This window comes from Paraburkholderia largidicola, assembly GCF_013426895.1.
In the GTDB taxonomy this organism is placed as follows: Bacteria; Pseudomonadota; Gammaproteobacteria; order Burkholderiales; family Burkholderiaceae; genus Paraburkholderia; species Paraburkholderia largidicola.
In genome coordinates, this window is the sequence record NZ_AP023176.1 from 1,847,322 (window position 1) to 1,864,851 (window position 17,530).

Below are 17,530 nucleotides of genomic sequence, written 5' to 3' on the forward strand. Positions count from 1 at the left end.
ATGAAGAATCGGACAGACGGCTCAAGCTGCAGCGTCTTCGACGAAGTCCGTGATCGCATCGCGACTCGGCGTGAGACCTCCTGATTCAATACATCTTTCTCGCCTCTCCCGCATATATCGCTTCTCACGCAAATACGTTTTCTAAAACTACAACTGCTTTAGAAAATGCACGGCATGCCTTGACGTACCCATTCGCCCTGCCTTGCGACAAATTTTTTGCCATCCGTTATATTCCCGTCGACATATCGATCCGAGATCGAGCGATCGATCGTTGAACTCTTTTTATGACTGGAATTGGGATGTTAAGAAGAACGCTTGCTACTGCGGCATTGAGCCTGGCCGGTTCCGTCGCGCACGCGCAAAGCAGCGTGACGCTGTATGGTTTGATCGATACAGGCATCACCTATGCGAACCATGTCGCCACGTCGACCGGACATGGTTCTCTCGTCCGATATGCCGACGGTGTCGCGCAAGGCAGCCGCTGGGGTATTCGCGGCAAGGAAGATCTCGGTGGCGGCCTCTCGGCCATCTTCACGCTCGAAGGCGGTTTCAGTTCCGGCGACGGCACGATCGCACAAGGCGGCGCGCTGTTCGGACGACAAGCCTGGGTCGGATTGAACAGGAACGGCGTTGGCTCGCTGACGTTCGGCCGTCAGTACTCGCTGTCCAGAGACTACCTCCACAACTACGCGATGGGCCACGAGACGCCGGCTGGCAACTACGCCTATCACATCAACGATCTGGATCAGCTGACATCGAGCCGCATCAACAACTCGGTCAAGTTCAGCAGCGCGAACTTCAATGGCCTGACGTTCGGCGTGCTCTATGGCTTTTCGAATCAGGCAGGCGCGTTCTCGGGCTCACCCACCACGACCACGGGCACCACGACGACGCAAGGTTCATCGAGAACGTTTAGCGCCGGCGTCAACTACACGCCGGGTCCGTTCGCGATCGGCGCCGCCTACACCGATATCCGCTTTCCCGGCAGCGCGACGCCCGCCTTCACGGCCAGCATCGCGAACATCAATACGGGGCCGCTGCGCGATCTGCGCACCTTCGGCATCGGCAGCAGCTATCTGATTGGGCGCGGCAAGGTGTGGGGCAACTGGACGCATACGCAACTCACGCAGATCGCGTCACACGAGTCGACAGTGAACAACTATGAAGTGGGCGGAAAATATGCGTTCACGAACGCATTCAGCGGCGGGCTCGGTTACACGTTCTCCGATCTGAGCGGCGAGTTCAGCGGCAAATGGCATCAGGTGAACAGCTTCGTCGACTATGCCCTGTCGAAACGAACCGACGTGTATGCACTTGCCATCTATCAGAAGGCATCGGGCAGCAACGTCGTCAATGGACACGAAGTGCCCGTGCAGGCCGAAATCGGCGCGAGTTCGAGCTTTATCGGCAATTCGGGAACGGGCGCCAATTCGCAGCTTGCCGTGCGCGTTGGCTTGCGGCATCTGTTCTGACGCCCGCTTGCTACATCGAACAGATCAGAACGCGTGACGCAGCCCGACCGTCACGGCAACCTGTGTATCCGTCGACGACGGCGACAGCGTGTTGATCATCGCATGCGAGAGCACCGAACCCGTCGGTGCGCCATGCACGCTCTGATAGACGCCTTCGAGGTAGAAGTCGGTGCGCTTGCTGAGCGAGTAGTCGGTTTGCAGCATTGCCGTATTCCATCCCGGCGACGAGCCGTTGTACGCGCCGTGCGTGTACGTGTATGCGCCCGATACGCTCAGCGCCGGCGTCAGCGCGTATTTCGCGTTCACCTCGTAGTTATCCAGTCGCAACGAACCGGCCAGCGTTCCCGCCGACGAATCGTTTGAGCCGAGATAGGTGCCCGTGCCGAACGAGAACACACCCGCCGCGTTATCGATCTGCGAATGACTCCACACCAGACCGACCGTCGCCGGACCAAACGTGTAGTTGCCGCCAACCGACCAGATACGCTGACGTTCGGCGATGAAGTTCGCGGTCGTATCCGACGACGTGGCCGCACCGGTGCCGTTGCCCGCATTGTTGAACTGCAGGTATCCGGCGGCGAGATTGACGGGGCCCATCACATACGACACGCCGAAGCCATACGAGCGATTGTTCGCGAAGTCGCCTGCCTTGTTGCTGAAGCTATACATCGTTTCGAGCGTGACGCCGCTCCACGTCGGGCTGGTGTACTTGACCGAGTTGTTGATGACGACGGAGTTCGCGGCAAGGTTGTCGTTCTCGAACGGATGCGCGGCCATGCTGCCGCCCCATGTGTTGAACTCGGCTGTCAGCGGGCCGACGAGGTCGTTCATCACGTCGAATTGCCGGCCGAACGTCAACGTGCCGTACGGATCGCTTTGCAGGCCGACCCACGCCTGCGAACCGAACGCACTGCCCGAAAATGCCTGCGCGCCGTTGTTCAGCAAGAAGCCCTGCTCGAGCTTGAACACGGCATGCAGGCCGCCCCCGAGATCTTCGGAGCCCTTGAGCCCGAACACCGTGTTCTGCGTCGAACTGGTCACCATCTGCCAGTTGCTGTGGCCCTGCTGGTTATTGGTGTACACCAGACCGGTGTCGATAAGACCATAAAGCGTCACGCTGCTTTGCGCATGCGCGGAAGCGGTAAAAACGCCGAGGGTTGCGAGGGCGAGTAAAGATTTCTTCATGTCGGTTTGGCTCCGTGTTGTCGCTGTAAAGCGTTTTTTGGCGCGCGATCATAAAAGAACGGACGACGGTTTGGCAACCTCGCATGCGCCAGGCTCAGCAGCGTCTTCATCATAGGAGTGTCAAAAATAACCGGTGCCGAAGGGCGCAGACGTGCAACGCAAAAGCAACGCATGCCGAAGCTGGATTGCTTTCAGACAGATTAAAAGTGCTTTTGTGATCGGCTGACAGGAAGCACACCGGCGCGTGCTCGAAAGCGAAAAGCGACTTGCGCGCTAATCACGCATTGCACGTGATCAGCGCCGACGGTTATCCGTTCTTCGGCGAGGAGGTAGAGACGTTGCGTCTGCGCCTCCCATCAGCGGCGCGTTCCAGCAACAGCCTGTCCATGGCAGACAGCAGATCCGTCGGGTCCAGCGGCTTGCGCAAAAAGCCGTCGTAGTACACGAACGCGGGCGGGCTCGGTTCGCCCGATACGAGAATGAACACGATCTCCGCGAGGTTCTGCTCGTTGCGCACGTGATGGCACAGCACGCTGCCCGACATCACGGGCATCCGCCAGTCTGCGACGACGACATCCACGTCGCGCTCGCGCAGCATATCCAGCGCGGCGCGCCCATCTTCCGCGAGACAGGTCGCATAGCCATGCGCTTCACACACGCATTGCCATGCGTCCAGCGTTTCAACGTCGTCATCTACAAGCAGCACTGTCGGCATATCTGGCCTCGCTCTTGACCATTCGATGCACTGCGCTCGCGTCCGCTTCGTGACGTTCGAGCGCGCCTGGATACATTGCTGTCGAAGGAAACCGAAAGCCGGCGCACGTTCCGTTTCGAACAGGATGACGCGCCGGCCCTACGATGCAACTCAACTCATACGGGGAACGGATTGCGTTCCGCGAATCCTTCCTGATGCCAGTACGGATACGCCGGCCGGACCTTGCTCGCTTCATCGAGCTTCGCGACCTGCTCTTGCGTGAGATTCCAGCCCACCGCGCCGAGGTTCTGACGCAATTGCTCCTCGTTGCGCGCGCCGATCAGCACCGTCGATACAGTGGGCCGCTGCAGCAGCCAGTTCAGCGCGATCTGCGGAATCGTCTTGCCCGTTTCTTCAGCGATCGCGTCCAGTGCATCCACCACGCGATACAGATATTCTTCCGGCACGGGCGGGCCCATGTCCGCTGTCTTGTGCAAGCGGCTCTGGTCCGGCAGCGGCTGGCCTCGACGGATCTTGCCCGTCAGACGGCCCCAGCCCAGCGGACTCCACACGACAGCGCCCACGCCCTGGTCGATGCCGAGCGGCATCAGTTCCCATTCGTAGTCGCGTCCGATCAGCGAGTAATACGTCTGGTTCGCCACGTATCGCGGATAACCATAGCGGTCCGCGACATCGAGCGATTTCTGCAGATGCCAGCCCGAGAAATTCGACACGCCCGTGTAGCGGATCTTGCCCGCCCGCACGAGATCGTTCAACGTCGAGAGCGTTTCTTCAACGGGCGTCTTCGCATCGAAGCCATGCAACTGGAATAGATCGATATAGTCGGTTTGCAGACGCTTGAGCGCGTTATCGACTGCCTGGATCAGGTGGAAACGCGACGAGCCCACGGCATTCGGATCGTTTTCATCGAAGCGAAAGGTGGCTTTCGTCGAGATGATGGTCTTGTCGCGGCGCCCTTTCAATGCCTCGCCGAGAATCGATTCCGATGCGCCGTTCGAATAGATGTCGGCGGTGTCGAACATCGTGACGCCGGCGTCGAGACAGATATCGATGAGCTTGCGTGCTTCGGCGACATCCGTTGCGCCCCACGCCTGAAAAAATTCGCCTTTGCCGCCGAACGTGCCCGTGCCGAAGCTGAGTACGGGCACCTTGAATCCTGACGCGCCCAGGTGTCGATATTCCATGTTGGCCTCATTGATGAAACGGTGAATGATGCAGATCGCTCGCAAGCTTCGGTGCGAGCGCAAACGCGGATGCAAAGATCAGGTCGATAGACTACTCCATTGGCCCATAGCGTGCAGGCGTGTCGGCCCACGTCATTCAATTGAAAGAAGCACGCGCATACCCAGAATGAATACTCGCTTGCAAAAGACTTGAGCAAGCGCAGCGCCTGATCCGGAATGCAAAAGCAGACGGGGCGCGCAGATCACTGCGCGCCCCGCTTCTGCTTCTTGCTGTGGCCTCAACCGTTGACGGTCTCGACCTCGCTACGCACCGGCTTGCTCTTGCGGCGCAGCTCTTCCGTCGTTTCGCCGCCGCCATCGGGCAACCAGCCCGGCGGCTGGATCACATGATTGATCGCGATCCACACGCTCTTCGCCGTGACGACATCCCGAATCAGCGTGGCCCAGTGCTCGAACTCGACGACGAACGGATTGCGCGACGTGGTCGGCGTGACAAGACCGTAGCGGCAGGGTTCCTCGGCGCGTTCTTCGACATAGGTGCCGAACAGACGGTCGAAGATGATCAGCACGCCGCCGTAGTTCGCATCGAGATACTCGACGTTCGAAGCGTGATGCACACGGTGCGCGGACGGCGTATTGAACACGTATTCGAGCCAGCCGAGCTTCGGCACCCACGTCGTATGCAGCCAGAACTGGTACAGCAGGTTCATATAGAGCGTCAGCAGCACGACTTCAGGACGCACGCCGAGGAACACGAGCGGCGTGAAGAACATCGCCGAGCCCGTCAGCTTGCCCGTCACGCCGAGGCGGTAGGCAGTGGACAGCGTCAACTGGTTCGGCGAGTGATGCACGGCATGCGTGGCCCAGAAGAAGCGCATCCGGTGCGACGCGCGGTGATACCAGTAGTAGCAGAACTCCTGTCCGATGAAGAGCGCGAACACCATCAGCGCGCTATTGATCGACACAGTGAAGAGCCGGTGGTCCCATGCGAGGGCGAAGACGGGTGTCGCGAGGGAGAGCGGCAACAGCGCGAGCAGCTTGCGCCCGACCAGGTCGAACAGCGAAATCCAGACTTCGTACCACGCGAACGGCGTCGCGGTGCTGCGTTTTTTTCTGCTGAGCACGACTGCTTCGATCAGCGACACGAATACGATGACGGCCGAAGCGTAAAGAGGAAGTTTTCCGAAGTGTTCCATGACGATGCCATAACGGTTGTGGCGGGAGGTATCGTCTGCGGTGGTGTTGGATCAGTCAGTGCATCGCATCCGATAAGCGCACTGTAGTGATAGCCGTCGTTACAGGCTATGCGGAAGTTATTTCAGCCTATGTCACGGCGCCCGGCGCCTTGTGGGACGGGGCTTTCAGGCGTTTTTGCGAGGCGCGGAAACGCCCGTCGAAGGGGAAAAATTGCAGCGTTGCCGTCTGTAGAAGGTCTTGCGAACGGTCGTGCGGCTTACGGACGAATCGCTGCAATGACAACGATTCGCCGAAGCCTCAGCTCGCCATCGTCGCGCGTACCGTGTATTCGCCTTCCGGCACGTCGACCGCGAGCCGTTCCAGCGACGTGTAGAAATCGGACGGCAGCGGCTCGACGGGATAGCCGCGCTTTTCCCACGCGTCCAGCCCGCCCTTCAGCGCGTGGGCATGCCGGATGCCCTTGCGATGCAACTGCGCGATGATGCGCCGCGCCGTCGCCTCGCTCGGACAGACGCAATACACGACGATAGGATGCGCGAGCAGCACGGCGTCGAGCTTGTCCGGCGAGTCGAGATCGAGCGGATAGGCGCCCGCGATGCGGTACGCCTCCTGTTCGCGCACGCTGCGCGGTCGTGCATCGAAGATCAGCGGCGGCGCGTCCGAGCGCATCATCGTGTCGAGCTGGTCGGGGCTGATACGCGTCTTCGCGAGCAGGCGCCGGAACTGCACGCGCCGCACCCAGCGATACAGGAGCACCGTCACGCAGATGGCCGCGAACGCGTCGAAGATCGTGCCGCCGTTGTTCCGGACCAGCAGCATCGCCTGCACGATCTGGTCATGCAGCGCCGCGCCGCCGATCAGATACACGCCCGTCCACAGCGATGCGCCGATAGCGTCCCACAGCAGAAACACGCTGGGCGCGATGGCCGTCGTGCCGAGCAGCGGCGCGGAAATCAGGCCGAGGCCAGGCAGAAACTTGGCGAGCGTGAGAATCGGCGCGCCATGCCGCTCGAAGACGCCGCGCGCCGTCCGCAGCGTCGTATCGAGCGACAGCGAAAAGCGCACGAGTCCGTTCAGCAGCCGCCGGCCGCGCACGCGTCCGACGAAGAACCATAGCGAATCGGCGAGCAGCGTCGCGCCGACGGCCGCGAAGAATACCCCCGCGTACGACACCTGCCCCATCGCCGCCATCGTCCCGGCGAGCATCAGCATCGGCGCGGCCGGCACGGGCACGCCGAGTTGCGTGACGAGCACGCTGAGAAACACGGCCCACGGGCCGAGCGAAGCGGGGATAGCGGTGGGGAAATGCCACACGACAGCGGTCCTTTCAGGCATGGAGCGGGCAGCGTTCTCGCTGAACGGCGCCCGTCGAAACGGTATTGCGCGCCGCCGATGCCGAAGCCGGAAACAAACCCGGCCAGCAAGCGACGCCCGGCGATTCTAGACGGGATTGCGCAATGACGTGTTCCTGCCGTACAACGCGCCGCCTGTCCTTCCATGCAAAAAGTAACGGATTTCACGGTCATTTCCGTGAAACCGCTTGCCGCTTCCGTGTCAGTCCGGATCGGGCACCGTCATGCCGAGCAGCACCGAGCTGACCGACTTGCCGTGCGCATCGATTGCAAGCGAGCGCGTGACGCCGCCGCCGAGCGCATCGCGCAGCACGAAATTGAACGCCGCGAGCCGCGGCAACTCATGGCGCGTCACCTCGCCATGCACGAAATCCGCGAGCCAGGCCTTCACGTGCGCCGCGCTCAGATGGGTGCGCAAATGCTCGTAATGACGCGGGTCGTGACAGATCACCGACACGTTCAGCGTATTACCCTTGTCGCCCGTGCGCGAATGCGCGAGTTCGCGTAGTTGCATGTCAAGCCTCCACGAAAGCGAATGACGGTTTCACGTCGGCGCGCGGCAACAGCACGGATTGCACGGCGAGCACCTCGCGTGTCGATTTCGTGACACCGCCGCCGCCCGCCGGTCCGTTCGTATAGAGCGTTTCGACTTCATTGCCGATGCGCAGCGCTTCTTCCGCCGTGGCCGTGCGTCCGGCGACGCGCACGCGCACTTCGTACGGCTCGCCGCGCTCGTCCGCGGCCGTCTCGCCGTACAGCGAATCGACGCCGATCAGATCGAAGCGCAGTTCGCTCGCGGCGACGCCCGTCAGAGCCAGTCGCTCGCGCACGATGTCGAGCGCGAGCCGCGCGCGCGCGACGGCACCCGGCCCGCCGTACGAAATCTGCCCTTCGCCGATGTAGCCATCCGCATACGCCACCGACACCTTCAACGTATCCGTGCGCACCGTGCCCTTGCCGCCCGTCACGCGCACCCGGTCCACCGCTTCTTCCGCGACGTCGACCCCGGTGAAATCGGCGACCACATCCGGTTGCAGATAGCGGGCCGGGTCGTGAATCTCGTAGATCAGTTGTTCCTTGCAGGTCGCCGCGCTGACACGGCCGCCCGCATGCGGCACTTTCGTGATCGTGACGGCCCCGTCCGCCGTGACTTCGCCGATAGGGAAACCGAGCCGCGCGAGCTTCGGCACGTCCTTGTAGCCGGGATCGGCGAAATAGCCGCCCGTGATCTGCCCCGCGCATTCGAGCAGATGCCCGACGACCGTCGCCTGCCCGAGCGTCGCCCAGTCGTCCATGCGCCAGCCGAACGCGTGGATCAGCGGCGCCGTGAACAAGGACGGATCGGCGACGCGCCCGGTCAGCACGATATCGGCGCCCGCATCGAGCGCGGCGACGATGGGCGCTGCGCCCAGGTAGGCATTCGCCGACACGATGCGCTCGCGATACGCCGCGACGTCATCGCCCGACTCCTCGAAACGGAACTGGCCTTGCAGCACGACGTCGAGCACGTCGTCGCCGCTCACCGCTGCGACCTTCAGGCCGCCCAGACCGAGCGACTGCGCGATCTGCGCCGTCTTGCGCGCGGCCGCGTGCGGATTGGCCGCGCCCATGTTCGAAATGATCCGCACACCGTTGCGCGCGGCAACGGGCAGCACGGCGCGCATGCGTGCTTCGAGCAGCGGATCGTAGCCGAGTTGCCAATCTTTGCGTTTCGCCTGCTGCGCGATCGCGATGGTCCGCTCAGCCAGGCACTCGAACACGAGAAAGTCGAGCTGTCCGTGCTCCGCCAGTTCGACGGCGGGCTCGATACGGTCGCCCGAGTAACCTGCGCCGGCTCCGAGCCTGACGCGTCGTTCGCGCTGATTTGCTGTCATTGCCGCACCACCCTCTGCTAAAACTCACAACGAAAAAATACCCAGCACGACGCACGCAAGCGTCATCACGATCGACGCGCCGAACAGCAGCGGAAACGTGAACTTCTGATGCTCGGCGAGTTCGATCCCGCACAGGCCGACCACGAGAAACGTCGCGGGCGTCAACGGGCTGACGGGAAAGCCCGTCGTCATCTGACCGAGCAGCGCCGCCTGGCCGACCTGCACGGAGGGCACGCCGAGTTGCCCCGCCACTTCGGCGATCACAGGCAGCACGCCGAAATAGAACGAATCGGGGTCGAACAGCATGCTGAGCGGCATCGAAAGCAGGCCGAGCACGACGGGAATGTGACCCGCCATGCCAGGCGGCACGAAGCCGACAGCGGCCTGCGCCATCGCTTTCAGCATGCCGCTGCCCTGCATGATCCCCGTGAACACGCCGGCCGCGAGCAGAATGCCCGCCATCATCAGCGCGGCGCGTGCGTGGGCATCGATGCGCTTGCGCTGCATGTCGACGTTCGGATAGTTCACCATCAGCGCGATGCACAGGCCGACCATGAACATGATCGCGGGCGGGATCTTCTCGCCCATCACGACCATCGTGCCGAGCACGATCACCGTCAGCACGATGTTGAACCAGAAGTTCTGCGGACGGCGCAGCGCCTGCTCCTCGGGCGTCAGCTCGCGTTGCGGCATCGGAATCCCGCCCGCCGCGCCCGACACGCCGAGCCGCTTTTCTTCGCGACGCCCCAGCCAGTACGCCGTGCCGAACACGAACACGAGACCGATCGCCTGCACGGGGATCAACGGATTGAAGAGCGCCGAGACGGGCAGATGCAGCGACGCGGACGCGCGGATCATCGGCCCCGTCCACGGCAGGAAGTTGATGCCCGCCGCCAGCGACACGGCCGCCGCCAGCACGCGCTTGTCCATTTGCAGACGCTCGTAGAGCGGCAGCATCGCCGGAATCGTGACGAGAAAACAGACGGCGCCCGAGCCGTCCAGATGGATCAGCAGCGCCAGCAGCGTCGTGCCCATCACGATGCGCGTCGGCCGCGTGCCGACCGCCCGCAGAATCCGGTCGATGATGGGATCGAGCGTGCCCGCGTCGGTGATCGTGCCGAAGTACAGGATCGCGAACACGAACATGCCGACCACGGGCGCCAGGCTCTTCAACCCGTCGACGACGAACTTGCTGGTCTGCAGCCCGAACCCGCCGATCAGCGACGCCGCAATCGGCACGATGATCAGCGCGACGAGCGGCGACATGCGCTTCGAAAGAATGGCGCCGAGCAGTACGGCGATGGTGATGAGCCCCAGTGAAGGCAGCATGTGCGTGTCTCCAGATCTTGTCTTTTAATGGCTTCGAGCGTAAGTTCAGCGCAGCAATAACACAATTGAAATGATTTGATCGCAGCAATCAAAAACCGTTATGGATCTGAATCTTCGCGACATCCGCGCCTTCGTCACGGTCGCCAACGCGGGCAATTTCACGCGCGCCGCCGCCCGCCTGCATCTATCGCAGCCGGCGCTCACCGTGCAGATACGGCGGCTCGAAGAGACCGTCGGCGCGCGGCTGTTCGACCGCAATAGCCGCACCGTCGCGCTCACGCAAACGGGCCGCGAACTGCTGCCGCTGCTGCAGCGCTCGCTCGACGACATGGAGCGCGTGCTGCGCGACGCCCGCGCGCTCGGCGACGGATCGAGCGGCACCGTGCGCCTCGCGTGTCTGCCGACGTTCGCGGCGAGCGCGCTGCCCGATCTGATCCAGGCGTTCAGAAAGCGCGTGCCGCAGGCGCAGTTCCAGATTCGCGACGTCGTCGCGAGCACGGTGAATGCGCTCGTGCGCAATGAAGAGGCCGATATCGGGCTGACGGGCGGCGACACCTTCGACGCGGCGCTCGAAGTGCTGGTCGAGGGCGCCGACCGGCTCGTGGTGGTGTGCCCGAAAGACCATGCGCTGGCCCGCAAGCGTCGCGTATCGGTCAGCGATGTCGCCGCGTCGCCGCTCGTGCTGACGGCGCAAGGCACGAGCGTTCGCAGCGTCGTCGATGCCGCGCTCGAACAGGCCGGCTGCGCGCCCGAGATCGCCTGCGAGCCGACCTACATGATGACGGCCGTCGCGATGGTGCGCGGCGGGCTCGGCGTGACGATCCTGCCGGCAACGGCCCGCGAGGTGCTGGCCGAACGGGATCTGATCGCGAAGCCCATCGACGATCCTTCGTTCGTGCGGCCCATCGCGCTGATCAGGAAACGCGGCCGCACCTTGCCGCGCGTCGCAGAAGCGTTCGTGACACTGATTGCTAAACGCATGAAGTGATCGCCGGAAAAACCCGAACACTTGACATGCGCGCGTCACATGACACGCTGAGTGGATGGGACGCACGAGTATTCGCGATCAATATCGGGAAATCGCTATTGCCCGTTGCATGCATCTCCGCCTACTCTTGAGGTCGGCCAGCGGTCATACCCTGCATCGCAAGCGGCGTCGTCGAACGCTGCGTTCGGCATTCATTCCGAGGCGTTACGCATCACATGTCAGCGTACAAGTTCAAGCTCCTGATCGTCGACGACGACGTCGCGACGGTGCGCATCATGAGCGATATGCTTTCCAGTTACGGAGAACGGCGCTTTGCGCTGTCGGGTGAAATGGGTCTGCTCCTCGCGCGCCAGTCCACACCGGACCTGATTCTGCTCGACGCCAGCATGCCCGGCATGACGGGCTTCGACTTCTGCGAAATCCTGAAGGCCGACAGCGAACTCGCGAAAATCCCGGTGATCTTCGTCACCAGCCACGACGCGCCCGCGCTCGAAATCGATGCGTTCCGGCTAGGCGCAGCCGATTACGTGACGAAGCCGCTGAACGCCACCCAATTGCGCGCACGCGTCGAGACGCAGCTGCGCAGGCGGCTGAAGATCCTGAACCAGTCGGAGAGCTTTCGCGCCGGCCTGTTCCTGCCGCCCATGCTCGGCGCGTTGCCGGACAACGTTCTGGTCGTCGACAGCGATCCCGCCCGCTCGAGCCGCCTGCAGGACCTGCTGCACGATCTGGGCCGCTGCACGTCCGCGACGACGGGCGCGCAAGCACTCGAACGCGCGCTGCACAGCCTGCCGACCGTGATTCTCGTGGACGCCGCGTTGTCGGACACGAGCGGCTTGCAGCTATGCGCGGCATTGAAGAAAGAGTCGCGGCTCGAAGGCGTGCCCGTGCTGTTGATGACGGACGGCGCGGCCAGCGACAACGCCGACTATGAAGGCGCACTGCTGAACGGTCTCGCCGACAGCGTGCTGAATCGCGCGCAACCCACCGTGCTCAAGGCGCGCGTGAAGCAGGCGATTGCGTCGGTGCACGCGGACCAGAAACGGATCGGCGCGATGCGCGAGTACTGGCTCGCCGTGGAGAAAGCCGCGCGGCGTGTCGAACGCAAGGACGGCGAGGGGACAGTTCCCGATTGATCAGGGGGCGAAAGCGCTTTCGCCCCCTTATTGGTTCTTCGCAGTACGCCGCGAGCGCCCGCTCAGAACCCCGCTGCGAGACCGTCGCGCCGGCTGTCGCTCGCCGCGACATAGCCACGATCGGGGTCGTTGCGGTCGAGCTTCCAGATGAACTGGCCGGAGCCAAAATCCATATACGGATCGTCGATCGACTTGATCGTGTGGCCGAGGTCCTTGAGTTCGCTCGCGACGCGCGGATCGAGCGTCGCTTCGATGTCGACGGAGAAGTCGCGGTTGACCTTCCAGCGCGGCGCGTCGCAAGCGGCCTGCGGCTGCTGGCCGTAGTCGAGCATCCGCACGACGGTCTGCAAATGGCCTTGCGGCTGCATGTCGCCGCCCATCACGCCGAAGCTCATCACGGCTTCCTGCTGGCCATTCACCTGCTGCGTGAGGAACGCCGGGATGATCGTGTGGAATGGCCGCTTGCCGCCTTCCACGACGTTCGGCGACTTCGGGTCCATCGAAAAACCGCAGCCGCGGTTCTGCAGCGAAATGCCCATGCCGGGCACGACGCAGCCCGAGCCGAACCCCATGTAGTTCGACTGGATGAAGCTGACCATCATGCCGCGCTCGTCCGCCGCCGACATGTAGATCGTGCCGCCCGTCTTCGGCATGCCGAAGTCGAACTGCGTCGCGCGGTTCGGGTCGATCAGCTTCGCGCGCGATTTCAGGTAGGCGTCGTCGAGCATCTGCTCGGGCGTCACTTCCATCGAACGCGGATCGGCGACGTAGCGGTAGACGTCGGCGAAGGCGAGCTTCATTGCTTCGATCTGCAGATGCTGCGATTCGATGCCGTCGAGCTTCATCGAAGCCACGTCGAACTGTTCAAGGATGCCGAGCGCGATCAGCGCGGCGATGCCCTGCCCGTTCGGCGGAATTTCGTGCACGGTGTAGCCGCGATAGTCCTTGCCGATCGGCTCGACCCAGTCGGGCTGATAGTTGCGCAGATCGTCGAACGTCATCGCGCCACCGGCTTCACGCGCAAAGGCCGCGATGCGCTCCGCGATTTCGCCTTCGTAGTAAGCGCGCGGGCCTTTTTCCGCGAGCAGGCGCAGGGTCTTCGCGTGGCCCGGCATGCGGATCAGTTCGCTGACTTCGGGCGCGCGGCCATGCGGCATGAAGGCGTCGGCGAACCCCGGCTGGTTCTTCAGTTCGGGCACGGCGGCCGCCCACTTGCGCGCGACGACGCTCGCCACCGCGTGGCCACGCTCGGCGATCTCGATGGCGGGCTCCATCAGGTCCGCGAACGGCAGCGAGCCGAACTTCTTATGCAGCGCTTCCCAGCCAGCGATTGCGCCCGGCACCGTCACCGTATCCCAGCCGCGCACGGGCTGCGTGGCGACGCCATTGTTTTCGCCGTATTTGCGTTTGAAGTAATCGACGTTCCATGCGGCGGGCGCGACGCCCGAGGCGTTCAGGCCGTGCAGCTTCTTGCCGTCCCACACGAGCGCGAATGCATCGCTGCCCAGACCGTTCGACACCGGCTCGACCACGGTGATCGCCGCAGCCGCCGCGATTGCGGCATCGACGGCATTGCCGCCTTTCCACAGCATGCGCAAGCCCGCCTGTGCGGCGAGCGGCTGCGAAGTCGACACGATGTTGCGCGCAAAGACGGGCATGCGCAGCGTGGGATACGGGTTCTGCCAGTTGAAGCTTGTCATGTTGTCACTCTCAGGTTTTGCCAGTTCAGCCACAGCGCCGTCTTGAGCAACGGCGCTGTGTAAATAAATCAGGACTCGCGCGGATCGAGCGCGTCACGCAGACCGTCGCCGAGCAGGTTGAAGCCGAGCACGGCGAGGAAGATCGCGATGCCGGGGAAAATCGACATCCACGGCGCCTGGCTCACGAAATCCTTCGCGGTGTTGAGCATCGATCCCCACGACGGCGAGGGCGGCAATTGTCCGAGCCCGAGAAACGACAGGCTCGCTTCGGCGATGATCGCGCTCGCCACCGTGAGACTCGCCTGCACGATGATGGGCGGCAGCACGTTCGGCAGAATGTAGCGCAGAATGATGCGCCCGTGATCGAGGCCGATCGCGCGCGCGCCTTCCACGTACTCTTCGGCCTTCACGCTGATCGCCTGCCCGCGTGTGAGGCGGATGAAGCGCGGCATCGCCGAAATGCCGATCGCGGCCATAGCGTTCGTCAGGCTCGGGCCCAGAAACGCACTCAACGCAATCGCGAGAATCAGGAACGGAATGGACAGCAGCGCGTCGGCGATACGCGAGATCACGCCGTCGACGAGCTTGCCGAAGTAGCCCGCGAGCAGCCCGAGCGGCACGCCCAGCACCACGGCAATGCCGACCGATACGACGCCCGCCAGCAGCGACGCGCGCGCGCCGTACAGCAGACGGCTCAGCACGTCGCGGCCGAGTTCGTCGGTGCCGAACCAGTGTGCCGCCGACGGCGCCTGGCGCACGGTCATGAAGCTCGCCTGCACCGGGTCGTACTGCGTGAGCCACGGCGCGAACAGGGCCATCACGACGATCAGCGCGACCAGCAGCGCGCCGAACACGGCCGCCTTGTTGCGCATGAAGCGCACGAGGCCGCGGCGCTTGCGGCGCGGCAGCGTCGCCGCTGCGGCGGAACGTGCATCGATTGAAGTAGCCATCAACTGCGCCTCAGTCGGGGATTGAGCAGGATATACAGCACGTCGGCGCACAGATTCACGACGATGAACGCCAGCGCCGTGACGAGCACGACGCCTTGCACGACGGGGTAATCGCGATTGAACACGGCATCGACGACCAGCTTGCCGAAACCGGGAATTGTGAACACCTGTTCGGTCAGCACGGCGCCCGCGAGCAGTTCGCCGAACAGCAATGCGAGCACGGTGACAATGGGGATCAGCGCATTGCGGAACGCATGCTTGACGACCACGGCGCCGCGCAACAGACCTTTCGCGCGCGCAGTACGGATGTAGTCGGTGCGCAGCACGCCGAGCATCGCGCTGCGCGTGTGGCGCATCAGTTGCGCGCCGAGCGCGGCGCCCAGCACGAATGCGGGCATCAGCATGGTCTTGATGCTGAGCCAGAAGTCCTCGCCCGGCGACACATAGCCCGACGACGGCAGCAGATGCCAGCGCACCGAGACAATGAAGATCAGCATGATGCCGAGCCAGAAGTTCGGTATCGACATGCCCGAGAGCGCGAAGATGTTCGCCGCGTAATCGAGCGGCCCGCCGCGGCTCGCCGCCGAAATCACGCCGGCCGGAATGCCGATGCCGATTGCGAGGATCATCGCCATGACCGCGAGCTGGAGCGTGACGGGCAGCTTCTGCGCGATCAGCGAGCGCACGGGCACGTCCGTGCGCAGCGACGAACCGAGATCGCCGCGCGCGACGTCGCGCACCCACAGCGCGTACTGCGTCGGCACGGGCTGGTCGAGGTGATACTTGACGCGCAGCGTCGCGATGACCTGCGCGTCCTGATCTTCGCCCGCCATCGCCAGCACCGGGTCGCCCGGCAGCAGCTTCTGCAGGCCGAAAATCAGCATCGACACCAGGATCAGCGTCGGCACGGCCACCAGCATGCGATTCGCGATGATCCGCAGCATGACGCTCAGCCCTTCACCGACACGCCGCGCAGGCGCACGAGACCGTCGGCGGAAGGCGTGAAGCCCTGCACTTTCTTCGACAGCACGAACGGCCACGGTTGCGCGTACAGATAGACGATCGGGTCGTCGTCGGCGAGGATCTTGCCGGCGGCGTCGTAGTCCGTCTTGCGCTCGGCCGGCGTGAGCCGCGTGCGCGCGTTATCGAGCAGCGAGTCGACCTGCTGGTTGCAGTAATGCGCGTAGTTCAGGTTGCCCGCGCAGGTATTGAACTGATGCAGGTTGCCGTCCGGATCGACGCGGCCCGACCAGCCCGTGTACATCGCCTCGAAATCGCCGCTATGTCCGGCGTTCAGTTCCGTTGCGTAATCGCTCGGACGCAGCTTCAGCGTGATGCCCGACTCGCTCAGCATCGCCTGCAGCATCTGTGTGATCTGGCTCGCGACCGTGTTGTTCGGATACGCGAACTCGATGGTCGGATGCTCCTGCCCTGCTGCTTTCAGCAACGCTTTGGCTTTCGCGACGTCGCGCTTCGTGGTCGGCAGCGACGTGTTGTAGTACGGGCTCGACTTCGGAATGCCCTGGTTGGCCGGCGAGAAAATGCCGGCGCCGATCACCTGATCGATGGCCTCGCGATCGATCGACAGTTCGAACGCCTGGCGCACGCGTTTGTCTTTCAGCGGATTGTTGCCGCGCGGCCCGTTGTTGATGTTGAAGGTCACGTAGTAGAAGCCGAGACCCGTCACCGGCTTGAACTGAATGTTCGCGTCGCCCTTCACCGACGCGACATCGGAAGGCGCGAGACGTTCGAGCATATCGAGCGAGCCCGAACGCAGGTTTGCGAGCCGCACGGTGCTGTCCGGAATCGGCTGGAACACGACGCGCTGGATCGGGTACTTGTCCGCGTCCCAATAGCCCGCGAACTTCTCCAGCACCACGCGATCGTTCTGCACGCGCTGCACGAACTTGTACGGCCCCGAGCACACAGGGTGCGATCCGACGCCGGCGGCGTCCGCGAGCGTCTTCGGCGCGAGCATCATGCCCGCGCGATCGGACAACGTGGCGAGCAGCGCGGCGTCCGGCTGCTTCAACACGATCTTGACGGTGCTGTCGTCGACGACATCGACGTGATCGATGGATGACAACTCGCTTTTGCGGTTGCTGGTCGGCAGACTGCGGTAGCGGTCGAGATTCTCTTTCACGGCCGCCGCGTTGAACGGCTCGTCGTTCTGGAACTTCACGCCCTGGCGCAGCTTGAAAGTCAGGCTCTTGCCGTCGGGGCTCGTCGTCCACGACGTGGCGAGCATCGGCACGATTTTCAGATCGGGCGATACATCCACGAGCGAATTGCACAGCGACGCAAACACGATGCGGTCGACGAACTGCACGCTGCGGGCCGGATCGAGCGAGCCGATATCGTCCTGCAAGCCAATGCGGATGGTGCTCTGGGCCATCGCGGCGGAAGCGCCCAATGCGAGCGCGGCGGCAATCAACATTCTTCGCATGC

General features: G+C 63.4%; 15 protein-coding genes. 3 read left to right on the forward strand and 12 right to left on the reverse strand.

The features are described 5' to 3' along the window. Nucleotides 1-299: 299 nt before the first annotated feature. Nucleotides 300-1,472: a porin gene (locus PPGU16_RS37045; protein ID WP_180725781.1), complete on the forward strand. Its 1,173-nt coding sequence runs from the start codon at nucleotides 300-302 to the stop codon at nucleotides 1,470-1,472. A 24-nt stretch (nucleotides 1,473-1,496) separates the two neighbouring features. Here the strand turns inward: PPGU16_RS37045 and PPGU16_RS37050 are convergent, their stop codons facing one another. The 8 genes from PPGU16_RS37050 to PPGU16_RS37085 form a co-directional block, all read right to left on the reverse strand. After that, nucleotides 1,497-2,657: a porin gene (locus tag PPGU16_RS37050; protein ID WP_180725782.1), complete on the reverse strand. Its 1,161-nt coding sequence runs from the start codon at nucleotides 2,655-2,657 to the stop codon at nucleotides 1,497-1,499. A gap of 307 nt (nucleotides 2,658-2,964) precedes the next feature. Further along, entirely contained in the window at nucleotides 2,965-3,372 is a 408-nt protein-coding gene (locus tag PPGU16_RS37055; protein ID WP_180725783.1) for a response regulator, read from the reverse strand. A gap of 155 nt (nucleotides 3,373-3,527) precedes the next feature. Next, a complete protein-coding gene (locus PPGU16_RS37060; protein WP_180725784.1) occupies nucleotides 3,528-4,556 on the reverse strand; it encodes an aldo/keto reductase in 1,029 nt (342 codons plus the stop codon). A gap of 278 nt (nucleotides 4,557-4,834) precedes the next feature. Next, nucleotides 4,835-5,752: a sterol desaturase family protein gene (locus PPGU16_RS37065; RefSeq protein ID WP_180725785.1), complete on the reverse strand. Its 918-nt coding sequence runs from the start codon at nucleotides 5,750-5,752 to the stop codon at nucleotides 4,835-4,837. Between the two features lie 298 nt (nucleotides 5,753-6,050). Then, the gene (locus PPGU16_RS37070; RefSeq protein WP_243460684.1) at nucleotides 6,051-7,088 is read right to left on the reverse strand and encodes a VTT domain-containing protein; all 1,038 of its coding nucleotides are present in this window, start codon (nucleotides 7,086-7,088) and stop codon (nucleotides 6,051-6,053) included. A 219-nt stretch (nucleotides 7,089-7,307) separates the two neighbouring features. Next, nucleotides 7,308-7,619: an AtuA-related protein gene (locus tag PPGU16_RS37075; protein WP_180725786.1), complete on the reverse strand. Its 312-nt coding sequence runs from the start codon at nucleotides 7,617-7,619 to the stop codon at nucleotides 7,308-7,310. A 1-nt stretch (nucleotide 7,620) separates the two neighbouring features. Then, nucleotides 7,621-8,979, reverse strand: a complete 1,359-nt coding sequence (locus PPGU16_RS37080) for an acyclic terpene utilization AtuA family protein (RefSeq protein ID WP_180725787.1) — start codon at nucleotides 8,977-8,979, stop codon at nucleotides 7,621-7,623. A 24-nt stretch (nucleotides 8,980-9,003) separates the two neighbouring features. Beyond that, on the reverse strand, nucleotides 9,004-10,308 hold the full coding sequence (locus PPGU16_RS37085; RefSeq protein WP_180725788.1) for a CitMHS family transporter: 1,305 nt from the start codon (nucleotides 10,306-10,308) through the stop codon (nucleotides 9,004-9,006). A gap of 100 nt (nucleotides 10,309-10,408) precedes the next feature. Between PPGU16_RS37085 and PPGU16_RS37090 the strand changes: the two genes are divergently transcribed. Both PPGU16_RS37090 and PPGU16_RS37095 read left to right on the forward strand, forming a co-directional pair. After that, nucleotides 10,409-11,296 carry a LysR family transcriptional regulator gene (locus PPGU16_RS37090; RefSeq protein ID WP_180725789.1) on the forward strand — a complete coding sequence of 296 codons (888 nt, stop codon included), beginning with the start codon at nucleotides 10,409-10,411 and terminating at the stop codon, nucleotides 11,294-11,296. 215 nt (nucleotides 11,297-11,511) lie between these two features. After that, nucleotides 11,512-12,432, forward strand: coding sequence for a response regulator (locus PPGU16_RS37095; protein WP_180725790.1), 921 nt, complete (start codon nucleotides 11,512-11,514; stop codon nucleotides 12,430-12,432). 62 nt (nucleotides 12,433-12,494) lie between these two features. Here the strand turns inward: PPGU16_RS37095 and PPGU16_RS37100 are convergent, their stop codons facing one another. The 4 genes from PPGU16_RS37100 to PPGU16_RS37115 form a co-directional block, all read right to left on the reverse strand. Then, the gene (locus tag PPGU16_RS37100) at nucleotides 12,495-14,132 is read right to left on the reverse strand and encodes a gamma-glutamyltransferase family protein (RefSeq protein WP_180725791.1); all 1,638 of its coding nucleotides are present in this window, start codon (nucleotides 14,130-14,132) and stop codon (nucleotides 12,495-12,497) included. 68 nt (nucleotides 14,133-14,200) lie between these two features. Next, nucleotides 14,201-15,082, reverse strand: coding sequence for an ABC transporter permease (locus PPGU16_RS37105; protein WP_180725792.1), 882 nt, complete (start codon nucleotides 15,080-15,082; stop codon nucleotides 14,201-14,203). Beyond that, entirely contained in the window at nucleotides 15,082-16,026 is a 945-nt protein-coding gene (locus PPGU16_RS37110) for an ABC transporter permease (RefSeq protein ID WP_180725793.1), read from the reverse strand. The genes PPGU16_RS37105 and PPGU16_RS37110 overlap by 1 nt, the downstream gene beginning before the upstream one ends. 5 nt (nucleotides 16,027-16,031) lie before the next feature. Then, the gene (locus PPGU16_RS37115) at nucleotides 16,032-17,528 is read right to left on the reverse strand and encodes an ABC transporter substrate-binding protein (protein ID WP_180725794.1); all 1,497 of its coding nucleotides are present in this window, start codon (nucleotides 17,526-17,528) and stop codon (nucleotides 16,032-16,034) included. Between the last annotated feature and the right edge of the window lie 2 nt (nucleotides 17,529-17,530).